The 25,579-nt window shown below is 69.7% G+C and carries 14 protein-coding genes and 2 pseudogenes; 7 read left to right on the forward strand and 9 right to left on the reverse strand.

From position 1 onward, the window contains the following. Together AC5P1B_RS34915 and AC5P1B_RS34920 are read right to left on the reverse strand one after the other, a co-directional pair. Positions 1–3,356: pseudogene (locus AC5P1B_RS34915) on the reverse strand (type I polyketide synthase); the annotation flags it as partial. 29 nt (positions 3,357–3,385) lie between these two features. Continuing rightward, entirely contained in the window at positions 3,386–3,970 is a 585-nt protein-coding gene (locus AC5P1B_RS34920; RefSeq protein WP_493892047.1) for a hypothetical protein, read from the reverse strand. A gap of 473 nt (positions 3,971–4,443) precedes the next feature. On the opposite strand from AC5P1B_RS34920, the gene AC5P1B_RS34925 reads away from it, so the two are divergent. The 3 genes from AC5P1B_RS34925 to AC5P1B_RS34935 all read left to right on the forward strand — a co-directional run bounded on the left by AC5P1B_RS34925 (position 4,444) and on the right by AC5P1B_RS34935 (position 8,887). Then, complete coding sequence (locus AC5P1B_RS34925) at positions 4,444–5,256, forward strand: SAM-dependent methyltransferase (protein WP_493892048.1); 813 nt, start codon at positions 4,444–4,446, stop codon at positions 5,254–5,256. Positions 5,257–6,143: 887 nt separating this feature from the next. Then, a complete protein-coding gene (locus AC5P1B_RS34930; RefSeq protein ID WP_493892049.1) occupies positions 6,144–6,914 on the forward strand; it encodes an AfsR/SARP family transcriptional regulator in 771 nt (256 codons plus the stop codon). A 287-nt stretch (positions 6,915–7,201) separates the two neighbouring features. Continuing rightward, on the forward strand, positions 7,202–8,887 hold the full coding sequence (locus AC5P1B_RS34935; RefSeq protein ID WP_493892050.1) for a ribonuclease J: 1,686 nt from the start codon (positions 7,202–7,204) through the stop codon (positions 8,885–8,887). Between the two features lie 84 nt (positions 8,888–8,971). Here the strand turns inward: AC5P1B_RS34935 and AC5P1B_RS34940 are convergent, their stop codons facing one another. Further along, positions 8,972–9,916 (reverse strand): LysR family transcriptional regulator, encoded by a 945-nt coding sequence (locus AC5P1B_RS34940; protein ID WP_493892051.1) that lies wholly within the window; start codon positions 9,914–9,916, stop codon positions 8,972–8,974. A 77-nt stretch (positions 9,917–9,993) separates the two neighbouring features. Between AC5P1B_RS34940 and AC5P1B_RS34945 the strand changes: the two genes are divergently transcribed. Then, positions 9,994–10,737, forward strand: a complete 744-nt coding sequence (locus AC5P1B_RS34945) for a CTP synthase C-terminal region-related (seleno)protein (RefSeq protein WP_493892052.1) — start codon at positions 9,994–9,996, stop codon at positions 10,735–10,737. Positions 10,738–10,892: 155 nt separating this feature from the next. Beyond that, complete coding sequence (locus tag AC5P1B_RS34950) at positions 10,893–11,543, forward strand: histidine phosphatase family protein (protein ID WP_493892053.1); 651 nt, start codon at positions 10,893–10,895, stop codon at positions 11,541–11,543. 158 nt (positions 11,544–11,701) lie between these two features. Here the strand turns inward: AC5P1B_RS34950 and AC5P1B_RS34955 are convergent. The 3 genes and pseudogenes from AC5P1B_RS34955 to AC5P1B_RS34965 form a co-directional block, all read right to left on the reverse strand. Then, a pseudogene (locus AC5P1B_RS34955) lies at positions 11,702–11,857 on the reverse strand (tetratricopeptide repeat protein); the annotation flags it as partial. 186 nt (positions 11,858–12,043) lie between these two features. After that, complete coding sequence (locus AC5P1B_RS34960) at positions 12,044–12,520, reverse strand: hypothetical protein (RefSeq protein WP_493892054.1); 477 nt, start codon at positions 12,518–12,520, stop codon at positions 12,044–12,046. Positions 12,521–12,745: 225 nt separating this feature from the next. Beyond that, positions 12,746–13,738, reverse strand: a complete 993-nt coding sequence (locus tag AC5P1B_RS34965) for an ATP-binding protein (protein WP_493892060.1) — start codon at positions 13,736–13,738, stop codon at positions 12,746–12,748. A gap of 728 nt (positions 13,739–14,466) precedes the next feature. On the opposite strand from AC5P1B_RS34965, the gene pucD reads away from it, so the two are divergent. Both pucD and AC5P1B_RS34975 read left to right on the forward strand, forming a co-directional pair. Then, a complete protein-coding gene (gene pucD / locus AC5P1B_RS34970) occupies positions 14,467–16,794 on the forward strand; it encodes a xanthine dehydrogenase subunit D (protein ID WP_493892055.1) in 2,328 nt (775 codons plus the stop codon). Positions 16,795–16,929: 135 nt separating this feature from the next. Then, positions 16,930–17,433 carry a nucleoside deaminase gene (locus tag AC5P1B_RS34975; RefSeq protein ID WP_493892056.1) on the forward strand — a complete coding sequence of 168 codons (504 nt, stop codon included), beginning with the start codon at positions 16,930–16,932 and terminating at the stop codon, positions 17,431–17,433. 312 nt (positions 17,434–17,745) lie between these two features. Here AC5P1B_RS34975 and AC5P1B_RS34980 read toward each other — a convergent pair whose 3' ends face one another. The 3 genes from AC5P1B_RS34980 to AC5P1B_RS34990 all read right to left on the reverse strand — a co-directional run. Further along, positions 17,746–18,804, reverse strand: a complete 1,059-nt coding sequence (locus tag AC5P1B_RS34980; RefSeq protein WP_493892057.1) for a spirocyclase AveC family protein — start codon at positions 18,802–18,804, stop codon at positions 17,746–17,748. Between the two features lie 53 nt (positions 18,805–18,857). Further along, positions 18,858–24,668, reverse strand: a complete 5,811-nt coding sequence (locus AC5P1B_RS34985) for a type I polyketide synthase (RefSeq protein WP_493892058.1) — start codon at positions 24,666–24,668, stop codon at positions 18,858–18,860. Positions 24,669–24,709: 41 nt separating this feature from the next. Next, a partial coding sequence (locus AC5P1B_RS34990) for an acyl carrier protein (protein WP_493892059.1) occupies positions 24,710–25,579 on the reverse strand: 870 nt, incomplete at its 5' end.

Below are 25,579 nucleotides of genomic sequence, written 5' to 3' on the forward strand. Positions count from 1 at the left end.
AGGCACCACAGGGGAGCGGTGATGCCCACGTCACCCAGGGCCTGGAGCAGCGCGGTCGTGGCCGCAAGCCCGGCGGGGACAGCGGGATGATCCGGCAGCGGCGTCTCGTCCAGGGCGAGCAGGCTGATGATTCCGGCGGGTGCCGCGTCGTCGTCCTCCTGCGTACAGTGCCTGGCCAGCAGCTCGCGGTCGGCCTCGGCGGCGGGCACGGCGAGGAGGCGGGAACCGGCTCCGTGGTCGTGCAGGGCCTGGACGGTGGCGCCCACCGCCGGGTTCTCGTCGTGGCCCTCGGGCAGCACCAGCAGCCAGGTCCCGCCAAGCGCCGGGGCTGTCGCTTCGGGCATCCGCTGCCAAGCGGCCTCGTAGCGCCACGCGTCCAGCAGAGCCTGTTCCCGGTGCTGACGCCGCCAGCGTGCCAGGATCGGCAGCGCGGGGCGCAGAATGTCGATGGCCTCGCCATCGTCCAGCCGCAGGGTGGTGGTCAGGGCATCGACGTCGAGTTCCTCGATGGCGTGCCACAACCGCTCCTCGGCGGGGTCGTGAGCGCCACCGCCGGTGCCATCGGGCGGCTGGGGGGCCGCCAGCCAGAATCGCTGCCGCTGGAACGCGTACGTGGGTAGCGCGACGCTGCGCGGGTGCCGCCCGCCGCGGTCGAACAGGGCGGCCCAGTCCACGTCCACCCCGGTGGTGTGGAGCCTGGCCAGCGCATGGGCGAAGCCGTGCATGTCGGGCCGCTTGCCGGTCAGCGCGGCTACCACCGGCGGCTCCTGACCCTCGTCCCGCCCGTCGGCGGGGGCATGGTGCTGGAGGGTGTGCTGGGTGGCCGCGGACAGCACGGGGTCGGGGCCGAGTTCGAGGAAGACCCGCGCGTCGTCGGCGACGTGCGCGATGGCCGGGTGGAAGCGGACCGGCTGGGCGATGTGGTCGGTCCAGTAACCCGGGGTGGCGGTGCTCTCGTCCGCGGGCAGCCCGGTCAGGTTGCTGATCAGGGGGATGGCAGGGGACCGGAACGTCAGATCCCCGATCGCCGCGGTGAACTCGTCGAGGATGGGCCGCATCAGCGGGGAGTGGAAGGCATGACTGACAGTCAGCGCCTTGGTCTTACGGCCCTTCGCGGCCCAGTCGGCGGTGACGCGGGCGACCTCGGCGGCGGGACCGGAGATGACCGTGCTGGTGGGGGTGTTCAGCGCGGCGATGCTCAGCTGGTCGTGGTCCAGGGCGGCGGCCAGTTCACCGGCGTCGGCTTCGATCGCTGCCATCGCGCCGCCGCCGGGAAGGCCGCCCATGAGGGTGGCGCGGGCGGCGACCAGACGGCAGGCATCGGGCAGGTCGAAGACCCCGGCGACATGGGCGGCGGAGACCTCGCCGATGGAGTGGCCGATCACCACGTCGGGACGTACGCCCAACGAGTCGAGCAGCCGCGCCAGGGCGACCTGCAAGGCGAACAGGCCCGTCTGGGTGTACGTGGTGTGGTCCAGCAGCCCCCGCCGGCCGGGCACGCCTTCGAAGACGACCTGCCGCAGCGGGTGTTCCAGGTGCGGGTCAAGCAGGGCGCAGACCTCATCGAAGGCCGCGGCGAACACCGGGAACCGCGCGTACAGCCCGGCGCCCATGCCCAGGCGCTGACTGCCCTGTCCGCTGAACAGGAAGACCGTCCCGCCCGCGCCGACGGCCGCCGTCCCCGGTGACACCACGTCCGGGTGCGCCCGCCCAGCGGCCAGCGCCTCCACCCCGGCCAGCAGCGCTTCCCGGTCGTCGCCCACGGCCACCGCCCGGTGCTCGAAGACCGACCGGGTGGTGGCCAGGGACCAGCCCACATCGCGCGGGTCCATGCCCGGGGCGGCAGTCAGATGCTCCGCCAGCCGTCGTGCCTGCGCCCGCAGTGCCTCCCCGGTACGCCCGGACAGCACCCAGGGCACCACATCGCCTTCCGGAGCGTCCGCCGCCTCGGCGGGCCGCTGGGATACGGGCGGTTCGGGCGCGGGTGGTTCGGGTGCCTCTTCCAGGATCATGTGGGCGTTGGTGCCGGAGATGCCGAACGACGACACGCCCGCACGGCGCGGATGCCCGTCCCGGGGCCACTCGGCGCGCTCCGTCAGCAACTCCACCGCGCCGGAGGCCCAGTCCACCTCACGGGTCGGCTCGCCGACATGCAGGGTGGCAGGGAGCACCCCGTGCCGCATCGCCATGACCATCTTGATGACACCGGCGGCACCGGCGGCCATCTGGGTGTGCCCGATATTCGACTTCACAGACCCGAGCCACAGCGGCCGGCCTTCCGGGCGGCTCTGCCCGTACGTGGCCAGCAGCGCCTGCGCCTCGATCGGGTCACCCAGCGCGGTGCCCGTGCCGTGCGCCTCGATCGCGTCCACCTCGGCGGGCGACAGGCGCGCGTCGGCCAGCGCCTGGGTGATCACCCGCTGCTGGGCGGGGCCGTTGGGCGCGGTCAGCCCGTTGCTGGTGCCGTCCTGGTTGATCGCAGAACCGCGGATCACCGCGAGCACCTGGTGACCGTCGCGCTGCGCGTCGGACAGCCGCTCCAGGAGCAGGATGCCGACGCCCTCGGCCATCGTCATGCCGTCGGCGTCCGCGGAGAACGCCTTGGACCTGCCGTCCGGCGACAGCGCGCCGAGGTCGGCGAAGCCGATGAAGGGGCCCGACGACGACAGCACGGCGACACCACCGGCCAGCGCCATGGTGCATTCGGACTGCCGTAGCGACTGGCACGCCAGATGCATGGCGACCGAGGCCGAGGAGCACGCGGTGTCCACCGTCACCGCGGCGCCTTCCAGGCCGAGGAGGTAGGCCACGCGCCCTGACACCACGCTGGCGGTGTTGCCGATCGTGAAGTACCCGGCGGAGCCCTCGGGGACCTGGGAGGCGTCGGAGTAGTAGTCGAGGTGGTCGCAGCCGATGAAGGTGCCCGTCCTGCTGCCCCGCAGCGACGCCGGGTCGATCCCGGCGTGCTCGATGGCCTCCCAGGAAGCCTCCAGCGCCAGCCGCTGCTGCGGGGCCATACCCAGGGCCTCGCGCGGGCTGATGCCGAAGAACGCCGCGTCGAACCCGGCGACGTCGTCGAGGAAGCCGCCCTCACGCGTGTAGCAGGTGCCCGGGTGGTCCGGGTCGGGGTCGTAGAGGGCGTCCAGGTCCCAGTTGCGGTCGGTCGGGAACCCGGTGATGGCGTCCCGGCCCTGCGCGACCAGGTCCCACAGCTCCTCCGGCGACCGTACGCCGCCGGGGAGCCGGCATGACATCCCCACGATCGCGATCGGCTCCTGGGCGGCCGACTCGACATCCTTCAAGCGGCGTTGAGTCTTCCGCAGGTCCGTCGTGACGCGCTTGAGGTAGTCGAGGAGTTTGTCTTCGCTACTCGCCATTATCAGCCTTACCGGCGACGGCAGTCGTAGCTGAGCTGGAAGGAGAAGTCAGGGTAGGTCACGGTCTGGACATCGCTGTAATGCCCGCGGCCGAGCGACTTGATATCGTCCCGTACGGTCGCCTGCCTGCCCTTGGCATGCCCGGTGGAGCTGGGCACGTCCACCAGCAGGAAAGGCCCGGTGAAGGTCAGGACCTTGTCTTTCCACCCGGGTGATTCCGCGGTGCCCGAACTTCCCCAGTCGTCGTGGAACTGGGAGATGAATTTCCCGTCGACCGGGTTCCAGCCGAAGATGGACTGACTGTGCAGATTGTCCGCCGGGATGGTGGTGTGGGAATAGATGTAGTGCCCGTTGAGACCACGCTTGGCGTCCGTGTAGACGACCTTTTCCTTGTCGCTGCCCGGCGGCGTGTAGACGCACTTGAAAGAGCCGACCAGGATATCGAGGTCGCGCATCTGCGGCGGCGCGGGCCGCGCGTCCTCGGTGTGCGGCGTATCGCCTTTGGCATTGCCCTTGGCGCCGGAATCAGCCGCGTTCGCCGCCCCATCGTGGGCGCCGGGTTCGGCGACCGCCGGTGCCACGCCGAGCACCACCAGAGTCAGCGCCGCGCTGACGGCCCTGAGCGGAGCCTTCCGGACCCGCCTTCGCCAGGGCGTGTGACCCCGCCCTTGTCCGTCCGCGACCTGGGCTGATTCCCGAGCGCTCATACTCGACTCCACTGATGATCGGACGACGGTCTGCGCCATCACTGTCAGCGGCTCTCCTAAAGGCCGACTAACGCCCTGCTTGCCTCAACCCGGCGGCGCGCGCACCGCCGACAGACCTCGCCGACGTGGGCCGGAGCGGCAGGAGCGCCCGCCTGTACGGGCCGGGTCCGCCGTACGCGACAGGATGCGCCGGAGCGCCGGGACAGACAGCGGCGCGATCCCCGGGCCGCGACCCCCGGTCGCTTTAGTCAGCCGTTATCGCGGACGCCGACCATCGCTCGACGGGTGTGCCCGTGCGCACCCTCGACGGCAGGCCGGATCGCCGAGCACGTCCGAGGCGAGCACATCAGAGGAGTGCCATGACAGGCCAATCATCCGTGCCGCCAGCCGGCTCGGTATCCGACTACTACAGTTCGCTGGGCCCGCTGGTGCAGATGGCATGGGACGACAATTTCCACTTCGGGTACTGGGACGGGCCCGACGACAAGAGCTCGGTCCAGGTGGCCACGGACCGGTTCACCGATCTGCTCATCGAGCGACTGCGGGTAGGCCCCGGCGACAGGGTGCTCGACGCGGGCTGCGGGATCGGCAAGCCCGCGCTGCGCGTGGCGTCCTCCACCGGAGCGCGGGTGGTGGGCATCACCGTCAGCCAGCAGCAGGTCGACCAGGGCATCGAGCGCGCCAGGGTCGAGCGGATGTCGGACCAGGTCACCTTCCAGTTCGCCGACGCCATGGACACTCCCTTCGAGGACGGGTCCTTCGACGCCGTGCTGGCCTTCGAATCGATCCACCACATGGACCGGGCGACCGCGCTGCGGGAGATGACGCGGCTGCTGGCGCCCGGCGGACGGCTGGTCCTGACCGACGTGACGCCCAAAGCCGACGACATCCAGCAGGAGTCCGACGAGTCCAAGCTCGTCACCTCACTGTTCGGGTTCGACGACTGGCCCGGTCTGATCGCCGACGCGGGGCTGGAGCTCGACGAACTGACCGATGTCACCGAGAACACCAAGGGCACCGTCGACCGGATGATCGACGGCGTCATCCGGACCCGGCGGGAGTTCGAGCGCCGGTACGGGACCACCGTGGAAGAGGTCCTCGCCTCGGCCAAGGACGCGCAGCCCGTGGTCTCCGGCGTCGGCTGCCTGATCCTGGTCGCACACAAGCCCTGACTGCCCTGGCACACCCGTCGGCGACGCCCAGGCGGCGGCCGCGCCGCGCGCCCCCAGCCGTGGCCGCCTGGGCGTCGGGGGCCGCCCCTCTCGCTGTCCCTTCTCGCTGTCCCGTACGGCGGTCCGGCTCGGCCCGGAGGCAGTGCGAGCCGCACGCTCCGCGACTGCTGGCCGGACCCCACCCGTGATCCCCGGCGACCACCACCCGCCCTCCCCGGTGGCCGAGCGGACCCCACCCCGCCGGACCCCTACCGCCCCGGCACCTCGGACTCCTGTACGTACGGCCAATCGCCCGTACGGCGCTCCACAGCCCGGCCGCACCGCCGCTGCCCGCCCCCTGAGCAGCCGCTTCCTCCCGCCACGGCCGGTCATGCCGGGCGCAGCGGACAGCGCTCCGATCCCGGCGGAAGCCCAGCGTCGGCTCTTGCCCGCCCGTAGGGGTACGGCAGATTTCAACTGGGGCCGGGAAACGGGGGACAGGGGTACGCCAGGCTGGCTGGCCGATGAGAGCGGCGTATCTTTTCATACAGGGGACAAAGCCCTGAGGGTGAAGGTATACGGAATTCCAGACGGGCAACTCGGACGCGCTCGGCACGTGGGTGAGTCGCTGCGGATATACCAGGGGCGTCCTTTGTCCGCGCCATCGACAGATCCGCCGTGAAGGTGGGGAAGACGGGGTGAGTGTATGGCACCAGCGGTGAGAGAAAAGGGCCGGTCTGTCCGGCTGTGCGGTACGGAGGAGTCCGCCGTCCCCGTATCAGCGCCAGTCAACTGGAAACCCCCGCGCGCCACCTATCGGCAGGATGCGACCGGCGCTCTTCCGGTCACTGACAGGTCGCCGTCCTGCATAAGCGTGATGACGCCCCTTTCGTTGACTGGGAGAAACCGTGCGATATGAGATCATGGGGCCGCTGCGCGTAGTTGACGAAGAGGGAAAGTCGTCCATCAAGGCACGGAAGATAGAGGTTCTGCTCACCGTCCTCCTCGTCCGCTCGGACCAGGTGGTCCCCATTGACCAGCTCATCACGGAGATCTGGGGCGAGGCGCCCCCGCGCCGGGTGATCGCCGGACTGCATGTGTACGTCTCCCAGATACGCAAGTTCCTGCACCGTCCCGAACGAGACCAGAGCCCTGTCATCACGCGCCCCCCGGGGTATGTCCTGCGGCTGGGGCCCGACGAGCTCGACTACCGCTGTTTCGAGCATCTCGTCAACGAGGGCCGGAACCACTCCAGGGAGCACCGCTACGAGAAGGCCGCGCACAGCTTCGAAAGCGCGCTCGCCCTCTGGCGCGGACCGCTGCTGGACGACGTGTGCTGCGGGCCGATCCTCGAAGGTTTCCAGACGTGGCTGTACGAGGCCCGCCTGGAGTGCGTCGAGATGCTGATGGACTCCCGCCTCATGCTCGGCCGCCACCGCGAACTCGTCAGCGACCTGTACCAGTTGGCCACCGAGCACCCGCTGCGGGAAGCCCTGCACCGTCAGCTCATGCTGGCGCTCTACCGCTCGGGACGCCGGGCGGACGCCCTCCATGTGTACCAATCGGCGCGCAAGACCCTCAACGAGGAACTCGGGCTCGAACCGTGCCGGGACCTCCAGAACATGCAGCGCGCCATCCTCACCTCGGACGACCAACTGGAACTCCAGGTCTCCGCCTAGACCGGCGGCAGCCCGCACCCACCCCGGCAGATCCTCCACAGCCCCGCCCACGCGCCCGGCCGAGCCGTGCGCGTGGGTGCCCACCTGCCGGGCGCTGACTCCGGCAGACCAGCCGGAGTCAGCGGACAGCGGCGGCGGCGGCGCGCCATCGTGTGCGTCAGGGTGCGGCGTCCGCGGGTCCCCTACCACACTCGGGCGGTGTCGGCCCACCTCGCTCCGAGACACGCGTGAACCGGCTGAAGGGGGCCAACAGGGTATCCCCGGGCACTCTCCGGTAGCGTCAATGTATGAGCCATCCGCATCCAGAGCTAAAAGCCGCCCCGCCTCTGCCCAAGGGAGGGCTGAGGACCGTCGCCCTCGGCGGCCTGGGTGAAATCGGCCGTAACATGACCGTCTTCGAGTACGCCGGGAAACTGCTGATCGTCGACTGCGGGGTGCTGTTCCCGGAAGAGACCCAGCCCGGGGTCGATGTGATCCTGCCGGACTTCACCTCGATCCGGGACCGCCTGGACGACATCGTGGCTGTCGTGCTGACACATGGCCACGAAGATCACATCGGCGGCATGCCGTACCTGCTGCGCGAACGGTCCGACATTCCCGTCGTCGGTTCGAAGCTGACGCTGGCGTTCTTGGACGCCAAGCTCAAGGAGCACGGCATCAGGCCACGCTCCGTCAGGGTGCGCGAGGGTGACCGGCGCAAGTTCGGCCCCTTCGACTGCGAATTCGTGGCAGTCAACCACTCCATCCCGGACAGCCTCGCGGTCGCGATCCGTACCGGTGCCGGGCTGGTGCTCCACACCGGTGACTTCAAGATGGACCAGTTCCCCCTGGACGACCGCATCACCGACCTGCGGGCGTTCGCCCGCCTCGGTGAGGAGGGCGTCGATCTGTTCCTCACCGACTCCACCAACGCGGAGGTGCCGGGCTTCACGACATCCGAACGCGAGCTGAACCCCGCGATCGAGCAGGTGCTGCGCACCGCGCCGCGCCGAGTGATCGTCTCCAGCTTCGCCAGCCATGTGCATCGCATCCAGCAAGTCCTGGACGCCGCTCACCAGCACGGGCGCAAAGTGGCTTTTGTGGGCAGGTCGATGGTCCGCAACATGGGTATCGCCCGTGAGCTCGGGTATCTGAAGGTTCCGTCCGGGCTGGTGATCGGCCTCAAGGAACTGGAGAAGCTGCCGGACCATCAGATCACCTTGGTGTGCACTGGTTCTCAGGGCGAGCCGATGGCCGCGCTGTCCCGGATGGCCAACCGTGACCACATGATCCGTATCGGCAAGGGGGACACCGTCCTGCTCGCCAGCTCCCTGATCCCGGGCAATGAGAGCGCCATCTACCGGGTGATCAACGGGCTGACCAGGTGGGGCGCGAACGTCGTCCACAAGGGCAACGCCAAGGTGCATGTCTCCGGGCACGCCAGCGCCGGCGAACTCGTGTACTGCTACAACATCGTCAAGCCGCGGCATGTGATGCCCGTACACGGCGAGTGGCGCCATCTGCGGGCCAATGGTGACCTGGCCATCCGGACCGGCGTCGCCCCCGACCGGGTGGTCATCGCGGAAGACGGGGTCGTCGTCGACCTCGTCGACGGCCGTGCGTCGGTCACCGGCAAGGTGCCCGCGGGGTACGTCTACGTGGACGGCATGGAGGTCGGCGGGGCCACCGAAGCGTCCCTGAAGGACCGCGTCACCCTCTCGGAGGAGGGCGTGGTCACGGTGGTGGCGATCGTCGACGCCAATACGGGCGCCCTCGCCGAAGCTCCCGACTTCCTCGCCCGTGGATTCGTCCACGACGAGTCCACCTTCGAGCCGGTCATCCCGGTCATCGAGAAGACTCTGGCGACCGCTGCGAAGGAAGGCGTCGGAGACGCGCACCAGCTGGAACAGCTCATCAGCCGCGCCGTAGCGGCCTGGGCATTCAGGACCTACCGCCGCAAGCCGCTCATCATCCCCGTCATCATCGACGCCTGAGCCGCACCGGCCCTCGTCGTCGGCGGAGGCGGGGCGCCCGGCCCGTACGGTTCTGAGAGGGCGCGGCGGGGCGACCCGCCGCGCCTACCCGCCGGCCGGGGGAGCGGTCCGGCCCCGTGGCGGGCGGTGCCTCTCGGTCATTCGGTGGGCCGCCGCGAGGGCTGCCGCGAGGAGCGCGGGCGGACCGTCGAGTCCCTTGCTGTGCAGCGCTTCGGTGCGGTGTATCACTCGTGGTGCCGAGAGGGGTACCGCGATGATGCCGGGCGCGTTGTCGATCGTTGGCTGGGGCAAGAGCGCGAGTCCGTGACCGGCGGCGGCGAGGGTGATGAGTCCGCGCAGGTCGGTTCCGTCGTAGCGCAGCGACGCCCGGTAGCCGTCGGTCCCGCTCGCCGTGCGCAGCTGCGCGAGAGCGATGGCGGTGTCGGGTGCGTCGATCCACCGGGCGTCGGCGAGGTCGGCCAGGCGGACGCCGGCCCGGCCTGCCAGCGGGTGTCCCACGGGCAGTGCGACGGCCAGCGGTCGCTCAGCGACGGCCAGCGTCGTGAGGGGGCCGACGTCGGGGAGGTGGAGCGGGTCGTTGGCGGCGGCCATGCCGTCGACCAGGCCGAGGTCCAGGGCCGCGGTCGCGACGTCGCGTGTGATGGCCTCGCGGCTGAGAACGCGGACCGTCATGTCCCAGCGGGGTTGTCTCTGGCGCACGGCGGCCAGCTCCCCGGCGAGCTGTGACGTCATGGCCAGCGGTGAGACGCCGATGACGATGCGGGCGTCGGGTGTCGCGGTCAGGCGCGCGATGTCCGCGCGGGCGGCGTCCAGTCGCAGCAGCAGAGGCCCGGCGTGCTCCAGCAGCCGGACGCCGACGGCTGTCGGGCCGACCGGGCGCCGTTGCAGCAGGACCGCTCCCAGGTCGCTTTCGAGTGCGGCGATGTGCTGGGAGACCGCCGACTGTGTGTAGCCCAGTTCCCGGGCGGCGGCGGAGAACGAACCGCAGCGGGCCACGGCCACGAACGTACGGAGAAGGTGCGGGTCCATGGTTATCAGTATCGCTAATGGAAGGGTCAAGGATCATCGTTGGTGCTGAACGGGGTGGCCGGGTCAGGATGTCGCCCATGACGGAGACCTTGGACATCTCGACAGCCCGCGTCGCGCTGGTGGGCGACCGCTCGCCCAGCGTCCGGGCCCACGCCCGCATCCCCGCCCTGCTCGACGCGCTGGTCAAGCGTGACCAGCTGACACTGGACGCGTACTGGATTCCGACCCAGGACGCGGAATCCGCCGGGGCCCTCGACGGGTTCGACGCCATCTGGCTGGTGCCCGGCAGCCCGTATCGCAGCGAGGCGGGGGCGATCGCGGCGGTCCGCACCGCGCGCGAGCGGGGAATCCCGTTCCTGGGCACCTGTGGCGGCTTCCAGCACGCGCTCCTGGAGTTCGCGCGCGATGTGTGCGGGCTCTCCGGTGTCGACCACGCCGAGAACCAGCCGGAAGCGGACGACCTGCTGATCGTCCCGCTGGCATGCTCCCTGGTCGGCCACGAAGGCGCGGTCGACGTGCGGACGGGCTCGTTGGCGGAGCGCGTCCTGGGAACTGAGCGGACCGTCGAGCGCTACCACTGCTCGTACGGCCCCAGCCCGGTCCACCTGGATGTGCTGCGTGCGCACGGACTGCGCTTCAGCGGCCACGACGAGGCGGGCGAGGTGCGCATCGCCGAACTGCCGGACCACCCGTTCTTCCTCGCCACCTTGTTCCAGCCCGAGCTCGCGGGGGACGGCACCCGACCCCACCCGATCATCCGGGCGCTGGCCGCCGCAGCGGTCGAGCGGGCCGCCGGGAGCCCGGCGAGGACGCCCGCCTGAGCTGAGCCGATGACGGCTCGCGTGAGGCCATTGAGCATGGCTCAGGGGCGGGTTAGTCTCGTTACTCAGTAGTAACCGATGGTGGGCTGTCACGCGTCTCGCGGTGCCGCCGAGGACACCTGGCGGCACCGCCAAGAACGACCAGAAAGGCACCCATGCCGGTCATCCACCTCGTCCGTCACGGACAGGCGTCTTTCGGCGCGCTCGACTACGACGTGCTCTCGGAGGCCGGCCGTGAGCAGGCGGGCGTCGTCGGTGCCGAGCTCGCCCGGCGTGCCCCTCGCGACCCCCTGGTGATGTGCGGCAGTCTGGCCCGGCAGCGGGACACCGCGGACCTGCTGATGCGCGCCGGAGGCTTCACCGGGCCGTGCCGTTCCGACCCGCGGTGGGACGAGTACGACCACCTCGACCTCATCAAGCGCTACGGACCGCCCTCACATGACGGCTGGACCGGTTCCCGGGAGACGCAGGCGGTACTCGACCGCGCCCTGGAGGCGTGGATCGGAGACACGGACACCGACGGTTGGCGTGACTTCAGCGAGGGCGCCGTGGGGGCACTCGGCGAGCTGGCAGGGGCGCTCGGTACCGGGCGTGACGCGATCGTCGTGACATCGGGCGGAGTGCTGGCGGCGGTCTGCGGCGCCCTGCTCTCCGCACCACCGCCGGGCATCGTGGCCCTGAACCGGGTCATGGTCAACGCCGCGGTCACCACCCTCGTCGTGGGCGGCTCCGGCGTCAGCCTGCTCGCGTTCAACGACCACGCGCACTTCACCGGCGAACGGCGTGCCCTGCGCACGTACCGCTGAGCCGCCCGCCACCATGCCGCACCGCCGCACCGCCGCACCGCCGCACCGCCGCACCGCCGCACCGCCGCACTGCCTCCTGACCGCGACACCGCCCGGGTCACGCATGCCGCCCGGTTGCGGCAAGAGCCGGTGCCCGGCTCAGCCGTGTCGCGGTGCTCATCGCCCAGTACCCGTCGGCTCACCGCCAGGGCCTCCGCGAAGACGTCCTGCGCCTGGCTGTAGTGCCCGCGGGCCCGCAGGAAGCGCCCCGCGCCGGTCGCGGCGCTCATCACCCGGGCCGTCGCCTCGGGGGAGGGCGCCGGGCCCGAGCCCATGCCGCGGACCAGATGCAGGGCATGTGGGGTGAGGGGCTGCCAGAGCGGACACGCTGCCCGGTGCTCCGCGCGCGTCCTCGGGCGCGTGGACCGTCATTGTATGGACGCGGTCCACAGCGATCGCGCCGGACTGGGCGAGGACCGAGGTGTGGGCTTCGATACGCGGGCCGGGTACGCCGGTTGCGGTCAGCCCCGGGCCGCAGCCGGCCCCTGAGGTCCCGTCAGGTGGGCGCCCCCGTTGATGACGCCGCCGGTGACCGAACCGCCTTCGGCCCGCAAGGAGACGTCACCGGTGACGGCGAGACCGCCGCCGCCCACGGACACGGCGGCACCGGTGTGCCGCGCGTTCCCGGTCAGCAGCGTCCGCAACCGCCGTGCCGCCTCGTCGCGTTCGCTCTCGCCCATGCCCTCCAGCAGGTCGCTGAACCTGGCGAACCAGGCGGCGCGTGCGTCGGCTCCGGCCCGCTCCCTGTCAGCGTCGTCGGCAGGGACAAGATCCGTGGCCGTCCGCTCCAGCCGCTCGGCGGTCGTACGCGCCGTATCCTCATCACCGCGGCCGAACCAGCGCGCGAGGTGGTCCCGGAAGGCGGTCCAGGCATCCGTGCCGGCGGTCTGCACCACCGCCAGGGCCCCGGCCGAAGCCAGGTCCGTCAACGCGGTCACGACGATCCGCCTCCTCAGCACCGGCTACGAGGTCTCCCTGACGCACCGGCTACGAGGTCTCCCTGGCAGAGAAGCACAGGCGGCGCCGGTACGGGCCAGGAAGGCAATTCCCGTGGCGCCGCATCGCCTGCCCAGCGGCACCAACCGGCCTGGGCCCGGCTGAGCCAGTCGGCACCGGCGCGCCGCGCGAGCCGCAGGGCGATCCGCGTGGCCGGGCGCCGCCGGTCAGCCCTCACCTGCCGCGCGGAGCCACATCCTCCCGTACTCCCGGATGGTGTCCAGCATCCGGTAGCCCTCGCCGTCGTGGCTGATCACCGACTTGGCGTGCAGGCGTCTCAGCGCCGGGCCGACCTCGTCGGCCGGGAGACCGTCGCCCGCGCACACCGAGCCGGCGGACGAGGCGTCGAACGCGCCACGGAAGACGGTCAGCCGCGCCCACAGCAGGCGTTCCATCGGGTCGCACAGCTCATGGCTCCAGCCGATGGCGGTACGCATCGTCTGGTGCCGCCGCGGCCACACCCGCTCGGAGCTCGCCAGGACCTCGAAGCGGTAGGCCAGCCGCGCGGACACGTCCTCGGCGCTGGTGTGCCTGGATTGTGCGGCGGCGAGTTCGAGCGCGAGCGGGATGCCTTCGACCTGGCGGCAGATCTCGGTGGCGGCAGCCGCGCGGGGAAGGCTGACCGTGTCCCCGGACGCCGTGTCCGCCGCCCGCTGCGTGAACAGCGACAGCGCGTCGTCCCCGGTGGCGGGCATCGGCTCGATGTCGATGCGGTGTTCAGTGGCCAGTTGCAGCGACTGCCTGCTCGTGGCCAGCACGGTCAGCTCGGGAGCGGTCGTCAGCAGATCGCCCACCAGGTGGCGGCACGCGTCGATCAGGTGCTCGCACGAGTCCAGCACCAGCAGCAGGGACTTCTCGGCAAGCCACTCGCACAGCGCGTCCACCGGCATCCGGGGGGTGTGGTCGGCGAAGTCGACGGCGTCAGCGACCGTCGCGACCAGCAGCCGGTCGTTGTCCAGAGCGGACAGGTCGGCCCACCACACCCCGTGCGGATGGCGCGGGAGGGACCGCGAGGCGGCTCGCAGGGCGACCCGCGTCTTGCCGACTCCCCCCGTGCCGGTCAAGGTCACCAGCCGGTGCTCGGTGAGCGCGCTGTCCAGCCGGGCCAGCTCAGCGCGCCGCCCTATGAAGCTGGTCGTCTCGTTGGGAAAGTGCCCCATCACGCCGACATTCTGGCTCACGGGACCCGAGGCGCGGCAACTCGTGCGGGGACAGACGCAAAACCCGCGAGGACGGCCTCACTTCGCTGCTTCCTCCTGCCGCTCCGAGGGCCTCACAGCCAACGGCGGCACCGCTGCGCGCGACGGCAACGCGGACCCGCACGGGCTGCCGGCGGGAGAGCAGGCCACCGTGCCGCCCTGTTGCCCTTCCTGATACAGCCCCTGATATAGCTGGTTTTGTCCACAACCCAGCACCGCGTCGTCCACGCCAAGCTGCTCGACGCCGTAGTCGCACATCGCCGCGGACCCCGTCGCCGTCCCACGTGGCCCGCACCGGCAGGTGCTGCACAGCCCATCGGGTGTCATGCCCGGCATGCTCAGCCAGCGCCCAGCAGTGCTTGCACGGGCAGGCCCGACAGCCCCCCAGTCCCAACACCCAGCTCTGATGGCCGGGTTCGACTCGGGGATGACTCTCGTAGAAGTCTACGAAGACCCGGTCTCAGCCTGCGGAGTTTTCATGTCTTCCACCCCTGGCTGACTCCGGTCGGCTGGCTGTGTACTCCTCAACAAGTGGCAACGAAGCAAGGGATGTGTGCCGTGGACTTCCTCCGACCCGCCACATGGGCGGTAGCGCTGGACGCAAAGGCCCAGCATCCGGAAACGCCTCACTCGGCCCGACCCCCCTGGTCCCAACTCCGGCCGAGTAACTGGACAGTGAAGGCTTCCCGATGACCAATCAGACTTCTCCCGCCCGCACCCCGCAGGAACTCAGTGAGTTGATCACCGGTGGGATCGGCGACAGCCCGCTGCGGCCGGACGGAACGCTCAAGGTACGCGGGGAGTACGCCTACTCCTCGGATCTGTGGGCGGAGGACATGCTCTGGGGCGCGACACTGCGCAGCCCGCACCCCTATGCGCGGATCAACTCGATCGACATCGGTCCCGCGCTCAAGCACCCCGGTGTGTACGCGGTGCTGACCCACGAGGACATCCCCGGCGAGAACATCTACGGCCTCAAGATCGCCGATACGCCGGTACTTGCCGGGGACATCGTGCGCTACCAGGGAGAGCCGGTTGCCCTGGTAGCCGCCGATCACCCGGAGGCGGCCCGGCGCGCGCTGGAAAAGATCGTGGTCGACTACGCGGTATTCGAGCCGATCACCGACCCGGAGCGGGCCGCGCACGACGACACGTTGCCCAAGCTGCACCCCAGGGGCAACGTGGTGCACTATCAGCCGATCACCAGGGGTGATCTGGAAGCAAAGGCCGACGTCGTGGTGTCCGATGTGTACACCGTGGGCATGCAGGATCAGGCGTTCCTCGGGCCGGAGTCCGGTTTGGCCATCCCGGCCGAGGACGGCGGAGTCGACCTGTTCATCGCCACCCAGTGGCTGCACGTGGACCAGAAGCAGACGGCGCGGGCGCTCGGGCTCCCGGTCGAGAAGGTGCGCTTCACCATGTCCGGTGTCGGCGGTGCCTTCGGTGGCCGCGAGGACCTGTCCATGCAGATCCACTCCTGCATGCTGGCGCTGCACACCGGCAAGCCGGTGAAGATGGTCTACAGCAGGGAAGAGTCCTTCTACGGCCACGTGCACCGGCACCCGGCGAAGATGTACTACGAGCACGGCGCGACCAAGGAGGGCAAGCTCGTCTACGTCAAGGCGAAGATGTATTTCGACGGCGGCGCGTATGCCTCCAAGACTCCGGTCGTGGTCAGCAACGCCACCTCGTTGGGCATCGGGCCGTACGAGGTCCCCAACGTCAAGGTCGAGGGTTGGGGCCTGTACACGAACAACCCGCCGTGCGGCGCGATGCGTGGCCTTGGCGCCGTGCAGCCCGCATACGCCTACGAGTCCCAAATGGACAAACTCGCCAAGGCGTTGGACATGGACCCGGTGCGGCTGCGTCAGCTCAACGCCATCGACGAGGGCTCGACCATGCACACCGGTCAGGTGCTGGATTACCCCGCGCCGGTCGCCGAGCTGCTGGAACGGCTGAGAAAGCTCCCACTACCACCGGAAAACCGGACAGAACCGGTGGACGTCCGGGACATGCCGGGTGGTGCGTCCAACACCACGCACGGCGAAGGCGTTGTTCGAGGCGTCGGCTACAGCGTGATCATCAAGAACGTCTCCTACGCGGAAGGCGCCGACGACTACTCCACGGCACGGGTGCGGTTGCAGGTCATCGGGGGCGTACCGATCGCGATGGTGCACACCGCGGCGGCCGAGGTCGGGCAGGGCCTGGTCACCGTGCAGCAGCAGATCGCCCGCAGCGAACTCGGCGTGGAGCGGGTGAACATCCACCCGAACGACACCAACGTCGGCGACGCGGGGTCGAGCTCGGCTTCCCGGCAGACCTACATCACCGGCGGTGCCGTCAAGAACGCGTGTGAAGCCGTCCGCGAGGTGCTCTTCGACCGGGTCGCCCAGCGGTTCGGTGAGAACCCCGTGGACTTGTCGCTCACCGGTGGCAAGGTTGTCTCCCAAGTCACCGGCGTCCTCGCTGATCTCGTCGACGTACTCGGCGATGACGTGATCGAGGAAACCAGGGAATACCACCACCTGCGGACATACGAGATGGACCCGGTGACCGGACAGAGCCAGCGGGTGCACGTCCAGCACGCGTTCTCCGCGCACCGGGCGGTGGTGGACGTGGACACCGAGTTGGGCCTGGTCAAAGTGGTGCGGTTGGACTGTGCGCAGGACGTCGGCAAGGCGATCAACCCGGACGCCGTCGTCGGGCAGATCCACGGTGGTTCCGCACAGGGGCTCGGCCTTGCCGTGATGGAGGAGATCCACGTCAAGGACGGCCAGATCCTCAACCCGTCGTTCACCGACTACCTGATCCCGACCATTGTGGACATGCCGCCGATGACAGTGGATGTGATCGAAAGGGATGACCCGAACGCGCCGTACGGTGTGCGTGGTGTCGGCGAACCGCCCACCATTTCCGCCACCCCGGCGGTCGTGAACGCCATCCGCGATGCGACGGGATTGAACCTGACCCACACCCCGGTCGCACCGGAGCACATTTGCGGCGTCGAGCCGCGATGATCTCCCGCGCGTGTCGCCGATAACACTGGTCTCAAGGCGGCGCCCGCGCGGCCCCACTTGTTGTCCCGGGTGCGGTGTTCCGCACGGGCAGAGCATCCGGGGAGCCCCCACCATCTCCGAAAGAGGAGAGTCACCATGACCGCGCACACCCAAGAAACGAGCGTCCAGGAGCTTGAGCGCGCCTGGATGGACGAGGCGATCAGGTTGGCCACGAAGAACGTGGCGAACGGCGGTGGCCCGTTCGGCGCACTGGTCGCCAAGGACGGCGAGGTTGTCGCGATCGGGAACAACCAGGTCACCGCGACCCTGGACCCGATGGCGCACGCCGAGGTGAGCGCGATGCGTGCCGCCTGTAAACAACTGGACACCTTCTCGCTTGAGGGCTGTGTCCTGATCACCTCGTGTGAGCCGTGTCCGATGTGCCTTTCCTCCGCGCTGTGGGCGCGAGTCGACCGGATCGTCTACTCCGCCGATCGGCATGATGCCGCGGTGGCCGGTTTCGACGACCGCAAGTTCTACGACCTGTTTGAAAAGAAGCCCCAGTCGATGTGGCCGACGTCGGTCGAGCAACTGGACCTGCCGAACCGTACGGCGCCGTTCGACGCGTGGCTGGCCAAATCCGACCGTATCGACTACTGAAAACCCGGTTCACCGCGCACTGGCATCGAGTGAACCGGCGGCGCGAGGTGCCGCCTCCCGGGCCTGCGACCATCTTCGCATCAGAACGGCCGACGCATCGTCAGCAAACTGGTCAGAGCAGCGGCTCCGCTGCTTCCGGGCCGCACTGTGGCCTGATCGAGCAGAAGACGCCTGACGGGCGTCAGCCCACGTCAGGCGCCTTCTGGTGGCTCCAGAAGAAGCCCGGCTTCTTCGGCGCGCAGCTCACGAGTGAGGTCTTCGTCCGCTGGTTCTCAGACCCCGCCCCGGCCCTGTCGGCGGCGGGGTCGTTTGTCAGTACGCGGCGGCGGGGCGGAAGAAGTCGGGCAGGTCGTCGGGGGGAGCGCCGTGGTTCCAGGCGAACAGCACGTGCCCGACCACGTACGCGAAGTAGGCCACATTGGTGGCTCCGGCCACCGCCAGCAGTCGGAGCCAGGTGCTGTTCCGCCAGGACAGGTCGTTGACCCCTCGCTCCATCAGCCTTTCGCCTCGCTCGTTCACAGAGAAGCGGAGCATGGCCAGGGTGGCGAAATAGGCGCCCGCCACAACGAGTTCGTACACCGGGAACTGGTACCAGTGGCCGCTGAAGAGCGTGAGCTCCGGGGTGGCGCCCGACCAGATGAAGAAGCCCATCAGAGGAAAGAACGACTCCGAGGTGGCGGTCAGCGTCACTCCCAGCAAGAAGGCGAACCCCATCAGCCAGATCCTGCGGATCTCGGGCCGGCGGTTGGCCAGCCACTGCACGCCGGCGCCCACCGCGATGGCCGCGATCACGGTCCCCATCCCGGCGACGAACGCGTGCACCGGCATCTCCGCCTGCTGATGCGGCCCCGGCCCCTGCCAGCCGGGAACATACGGCCCCCAGGAACTCGACGCCAGGAACTGGTTGGTGTTCACGGTGACCACCGGATCGAACCAGTTCACCAACGGGTCCTGCCAGGCGCTGAGCACACAGCCACCGACCAGCAGCAGATCGAAGGTCGCCCGCCCCTGAGCGCGGGAGTCCCGCAGATACTGGCGGGTGAGAAGCAGGACAGGCACTACCGTGGCGAACGGCACCACCAACCCGATCACCTGCCGGGTGGTGCTGAACTCGTGATCGACGTCCGCCTTGTCGATGCTCACGCCATCGGCCACCCAACTGGCCAGGACGTACGTCTGCAACGCGAGGAAGAACACGCCCAGGCACGCCCAGATCATCACGGGCGGGAAACGCCGTGCGCGACGGCGCGGGGCAGTGGGTGACGGGTCGGAGTCCTGTCGTGTTCTCGTCTGTGCGGGCAGGGCCGGCGAAGGCGCCGGGTCCCTTGTGCCGTCCGCGTCCGGAACGGGAGCCTGGTGACTGCTGCTCATACTCTTCCTTTCGGTAATCGGGCACGGTTCCGTGTTGTCGGCCGCTTCCGTGCTCAGAACGTGGCGTCGAGCCAGCAGTCCACCGACTCGGCGGTGGCGACGGCGTGTTCCTGCATGATGGTGAAGTGATCACCGGCGACATCCATGGCGATGTGCGGCAGTTCCCAGGAGGGCCGCCACTCCTCGCCCGTCGAGGTGTCCGACATCTCGTCGGCGACCCGGTCGACACCGCGGAGGCACAAGGTGGGCGCCGAGATTTCCTGTGGCGCGTAGTTCGAGAAGAGCCGCAGATAGCAGCCCATCGCGGTCAGCCGCACGTCGTCCATGCGGAGTCCGTAGACCCGCTCCGTCTCGAACATGCCGTTGGCGAGCTCGCGGGCGACGGGCACGATGTTCGCGCTTCCGTACGTGTAGGTGTCGATCAGCACCACAGCGACCGGCGGCGTCCCCTTGGCTTCGAGGTGACTGGCGAGCGCGTGCGCGACCAATCCGCCACCGGAGTGCCCGACGATGACGAACGGCGCGTCGCCGGCGCACTCCAGCGTCATCTGAGCCTCGAAATCCAGCAGCGCCTCCATGGACGCCGGGGTGCTCTCGCCCGTGGTGAATCCGGGCAGGGGAAGGAACCACATGTCCCGTACGCCACGGAAGTACGACGCGAATCGCGCGTACTGGTTGGGGCTCGCCACGGCGGCCACGGTGGGCAGGCAGAACAGGCTCGGCCGCACCGCTCCGCGCGCCAGCCGCAACGGGCGGGGCGCCGGTCCCATCTCCGCCACCGAGCTGAATCCGGGGCGGAAGTAGGACGCGGCCCGCATGAGCTGCATGCCGCGTGGGACCTCGTTGAGGTCGTGCGCGCGGCGGAACAGCGAGGCCAACGAGTGCGGTCCGATGTCCGGGGCTTCCGTGGATTCCGGGGCCTTCGGGGACGATGTTCCGTTGGCCGTTTCGCCCTCCACGGCGGGCGCCGGTCCCGTGCCGCCGTTGGCCGTGTCCTCGCCGCCTGGCGCAGCCCGCTGGCCGGGAACGTTCAGTGTGGTCCGCAGATGCTGGGCCATCGCCGAGGGACAGGAATGGTCGAACAGCAGGGTGGCGGGCAGGCGCAGGCCGGTGTCCTTCGCCAGCCGCTTGCACAGGTCCAGGGCCGTCAGCGAGTCAAAGCCCGCTTCCAGGAACCCCTGTTCGGGGGCGATCGCTTCATGGGACGCGTGGCCGAGGGCGGCCGCGGCGTGCGTGCGGACCAGGTCAAGCAGTGCTTCGGCCTGCTCAGCGGCGGCCAGTGCGGCCAGCTTGTGCCGGAGCCGGGCCGGTGCGTCGCTGTCCTCGGCGCCCGCCTGGCCGTTCCCGGCCCGCCCCGCGTCGATGACCTCGGGGATGTCGGCGATCAGCCGGCTGGGGCGGACGGCGGTGAACGATTCGGAGAAGCGCCGCCAGTCCATGTCGGTGACCGTCAGGAACGTCTCATCGTGGTCGAGCGCCTGTTGCAGGGCGGCAATGGCCAGCCGCGTGTCCATCGCCCGCACCCCCCGGCGGGACAACCGCTCGGTGGATACCGCCTCCGCCGCCATGCCGGTGCCCGCCCAGGCACCCCAGGCGATGGACGTGGCGGTCAGCCCGATGCCGCGCCGATGGTGTGCCAGCGCGTCCAGGAAGGCGTTCGCGGCGGCGTATCCGCTCTGGTCGCCCCCGCCCCACACCCCCGCTCCGGAGGAGAACAGGACGAAGGCCGACAACGGCATGTCCCGCGTGAGCTCGTGGAGATGCCAGGCCGCCCGGGCCTTGGGCCGGGCGACATCGGCGAGGTCCTCGACCGTGGTCGTGGCCACCGACGCGTAACTCCCCACTCCCGCGGTGTGGATGACCGCCGTGAGGGGGTGTTCGGTGGGGATGGCCGCGAGGAGCCGACTGAGGGCCTGGCGGTCGGTGGTGTCGCAGGCGGCGATGGTGACCTGGGCACCGAGGCCGGTGAGTTCGGTGCGGAGTGCGTCGGCACCCGGGGCGTCGGGGCCACGACGGCTGGCCAGCAGCAGGTGGGAGGCGCCGTTGGCGGCGAGCTGGCGGGCGACATGGGAGCCGAGGGCGCCGGTGCCGCCGGTGATAAGGACGGTGCCCTCCGGGCGCCAGGGCCGAGGCGCCGGCTCGGTGGGCAGCGGGGCGCGGGTCAGCCGGGCGGCGAGGACACCGTGAGCTCGTACGGCCAGTTGGTCCTCGTCGCTCCACGCGCGGGTGGCGCTGACGCCGGTGGTGGCATGGTGGAGGGCGGCGCTGAGATAGGGGAGCGGGCAGGCGGCGGTGGGCAGGTCGATGAGGCCGCCCCAGCGGTCGGGATGCTCCAGCGCTACGACGCGGCCCAGGCCCCAGGTCATGGCCTGGTCGGGGTGCGCGAGGGCGTCGGTGGGGTCGGTGGACACGGCGCTGGTGGTCACGCACCACAGACGACCGGCGACATGGGCATCGCCCAGAGCCTGGACCAGAGCGAGGGTGGCGGCCGTTCCCACAGACATGACCGGCTCGACGGAAGAGGGGCTTTCCGCCACCGCGAGCAGGGAGAGCACCCCGGCGACGGCCTGTTCGGCGGCCACGGCCCGTAGCTGCTCGGCCAGCGTCTCCCGGTCGACGGCACCCGCGTCGACCCGCACCACGCGCGTAGCGGCGCCGACACCGTCCAACGCCTGAAGGCAGCCGGTCACCGCCTCACCGTCGGCTTGGCCCGCGGGGACGATCACCAGCCAACTGCCATCGGCCGCGGGAGCGCCCACCGCGGCGGAGGCGGGCGCGGTGGGCGTGGGCAGGAGCTTCCAGGTGACGTCGTAGCGCCAGGCGTCGATGGCGGACCGCTCCCGCTGCTGCCGGTGCCATGCGGACAGCACGGGCAGTACGGCGTCGAGGCTGGACCGCTGCCCGGCGTCCTCCAAGGACAGGACCTCGGCGACAGCGGCCAGGTCCTGCCGTTCGACCGCGTCCCAGAACCGGGCCTTCGCCCCGTTCTCGGTCACGGTCGGCACCGAATCCGCCCCCGGGAGGGGATCGGCCCCCGCCAGCCAGTACCGCTCACGCTGGAACGGATAGGTGGGCAGCTCCACCCGCCGCCCACCAGCCCCGCTGAAGAGGCGGCTCCACGCTACGGGCAGCCCGTGCGCGTACGCCTCGGCGACCGACGTCAGGAAGCGGCTCGGCCCCTCCTCGTCACGCCACAGGGTGCCGACGACAAGAGGGTCAGCGGCGTCAGCACCGGAACGAAAGGCAGCGTCGGAAGCGGTCGCGGCCGTGAGGATGTCATGGACCGCGTGCGTGAGAACGGGGTGGGGGCTGACCTCGACGTAGCCGCGGTGGCCTGCCGCGTTGAGGGTGCGCAGCGCGTCGTCGAAGCGGACGGGTTGGCGCAGGTTGTCGTACCAGTAGGCGGCGTCCATGACGGGCTCGGTGATCCACTGGCCGGTCACGGTGGAAAGCAGCGGGATGGTGGGCGCGGCCGGGGTGAGGGAGGCCTGGCTGTCACGGATGTCGGTCTCGACCGCTTCGACCTGGGGGCTGTGGGAGGCGTAGTCCACGGGGACACGCCGGGCCCGGACGGCCCGCTCGGCACAGGCGGCCAGAAGTTCCTCCACCGCTTCGGGGTCGCCCGAGACGATGACGTTACGGGGGCCGTTGATGGCGGCGATCGACAGCCGCCCCGGCCAGTTGGTGAGGTGTTCCTCGGCCTCTTCCACCGGCAGGGTCAGGGAGGCCATCGCGCCGTTCCCGGCCAACCGGGCCAGGGCCTGGCTGCGGAGGGCGACCACCGCGGCGGCGTCGGCCAGGGTCAGGGCTCCGGCGATGTGGGCGGCGGCGATCTCGCCCTGGCTGTGGCCGATGACGGCGTCGGGCTGGATGCCGCAGGCCTGCCACATCCGCGCCAGACCCACCATGACGGCGAACAACACCGGCTGTACGACGTCGACGCGTTCCAACGGGGGAGCGCCGACGGTCTGCCGTAGGACGTCGGTCAGTGACCAGTCCACATGCGGGGCCAGCGCCTGTTCGCAGGCAGCGATCTGCTGGGCGAAGACGGGTGAGGTGTCCAGGAGGTCGGCCGCCATGCCTGCCCACTGGGAGCCCTGGCCGGGGAAGACGAAGACGGTTTTGCCGACTGGGCCGACGGTTCCCGTGATGACCTTTGCGGCTGGTTCGTCGGACGCCAATGAGTGGAGCCCGTCGAGGAGTTCCCCGCGGTGGTGGCCGAGGACCACGCCGCGGTGGTTGAACTGGGTGCGGGTCGTGGCCAGTGACCAGCCGACGTCGATCGGCTCCAGCTCGGGGTTGGTTCGCAGGTGCGCTCGCACTCGGGCCGCCTGCTCGCGTACCGCGTTCTCCCCCCGCCCGGAGAGCAGCCAGGGCACCACCACGGGCCGCAGCACGGGCTCCGGGTCTCGGGCGGTGGCCGACTCGGGCCCCCCGCTCCGCCGGTCGGCAGGTTCTTCGGCGCTCGGCTGAGCCGGTGCGGGGGCATCTTCGAGGATGAGGTGGGCGTTGGTGCCGCTGATGCCGAACGAGGAGATCCCGGCCCGGCGGGGGCGGTCGGCTCGCGGCCACGACCGCGCCTTAGTGAGAAGCGATACGGCCCCGGCGGACCAGTCGACGTGCGGTGTGGGCGCGTCGACGTGCAGCGTCTGAGGCAGGGATTCATACCGTAAAGCCATGATCATTTTGATGACGCCGGCTACGCCTGCGGCGGCTTGGGTGTGGCCGATGTTGGACTTCAGTGATCCGAGCCACAGGGGGTTTTGGGTGGGCCGGTTGTGGCCGTAGGTGGCGAGGAGGGCTTGGGCTTCGATGGGGTCGCCGAGGGTGGTGCCGGTGCCGTGGGCTTCGACGGCGTCGATGTCGGCTGGGGTGAGTGCGGCGTTGGTGAGGGCTTGGTGGATGACGCGTTGCTGGGAGGGGCCGTTGGGGGCGGTGAGTCCGTTGCTGGCGCCGTCCTGATTGACCGCGCTGCCGCGCACGAGGGCGAGGACGGGGTGTCCGTGGCGTTGTGCCTGGGACAGCGGCTCCAGCAGCAGCATGCCGGCGCCCTCGGACCAACCAGTCCCATCCGCGCAGGCGGCGAACGCCTTGCACCGCCCATCGGGAGACAGGCCCCGCTGCCGACTGAACTCCACCAATCCAAAAGGAGTGGACATCACCGTCACGCCACCGGCCAGGGCCATGGAGCACTCCCCGGACCGCAACGCCTGACAGGCCAGATGCACCGCGACCAGGGAGGACGAGCAGGCGGTATCGATGGTGACGGCTGGACCTTCGAGACCGAGGGTGTACGACAGCCGGCCGGAAGCGACACTGCCGGCGGTTCCGTTGCCCACATAGCCCTTGAGGGCTTCCGGAATGGTCTCCAGCAATGCGGCATAATCGTGGTAAATGACTCCCGTGAAAACACCGGTAGCACTGTTCTTGAGTGAGACCGGGTCGATTCCGGCTCGTTCGATCGCCTCCCAGGTGGTTTCAAGGAGTAGCCGTTGCTGCGGGTCCATCGCCAGGGCTTCGCGCGGTGAGATCCCGAAGAAACCCGCATCGAAATCGCCCGCGTCATGCAGGAATCCGCCCTCGCGGACGTACAGCGTGCCGGGGTTGTCAGGGTCCGGGTCGTACAGTGCTTCCAGATCCCAGCCACGGTCGGTCGGGAACCTCGCGACCGCGTCGGTGCCCGCCGCGACCAGGTCCCACAAGGCCTCCGGAGACGCCGCTCCCCCGGGGAAGCGGCAGGCCATCCCCACGACAGCGATCGGTTCCTGTTGCGTCGACTCTGCCCGCGCAAGGCGCTGCCGAGTCTCATGCAGATCAGCCGTCACCCACTTGAGATACTCGACGAGCTTTTCTTCATCCGCCATCGGAAATCAACCCCACTCCGGGTGTCAGTTGCTCTTCGGGATCAGCTGGTGGTTCGACCGAGTTGCTTGTCGATGAATTCCAGAACCTCGGAGGCAGACGCCGCGAGGATCTTTTCGGACACGGCACTGACGTGAGCGTCTTTCTGATGGCCGGCCAATTTTGAGAGGATTCCTTGAAGCCGGATTTTCACCGTCGTCCGGTCTTCTTCCGCGCTCAGCGATGTCGCGGCTTCTTCCAACGTGTCGAGCTGGTCGAGCACCAATACGGCAGGGCTCGCGGACTCCGGAAAGAGCTCTGTGTGGAGGTGGTGGGTGAGGGTGGTGGGGGTGGGGTGGTCGAAGAGGAGGGTGGAGGGGAGGCGTAGTCCGGTGGTTGTGGTGAGTCGGTTGCGGAGTTCGACTGCGGTGAGGGAGTCGAATCCGGTTTCGGTGAAGGCGCGGTCTTTGTCGATGGCTTCGGGGTGTGGGTGGCCGAGGACGGCTGCGGCGTGGGTGCGTACGAGGTTGAGGAGTGTGGTGGTGCGTTGGGTGGTGGTGAGTCCGGCGAGTTTGTGGTGGATGGTGGGGGGTGTGGTGGTGGGGGTGGTGGTTGTTCGGGGTGGGGTGGTGATGAGTTTGCGGAGGAGTGGGGGGAGGGTGTTGGTGGTGGCTTGTTGGTGGAGGGTTGTGGGGTTGAGGTGGATGGGGATGAGGTGGGGGTGGGGTGTGGTGTGGGCGGTGTCGAGGAGGGTGAGTGCTTGGTGGTCGGTGAGGGGGTTGATGCCGGAGCGGTTGATGCGTTGGTGGTTGGTGGTGTCGAGGTGTTTGGTGAGTTCGCTGGTGGTGGCCCATAGGCCCCAGGCGAGGGAGTGGGCGGGTTGGTGGGTGGTGTGGCGGTGGTGGGCGAGGGTGTCGAGGAAGGTGTTGGCGGT

Source organism: Streptomyces sp. A01 (assembly GCF_059026195.1).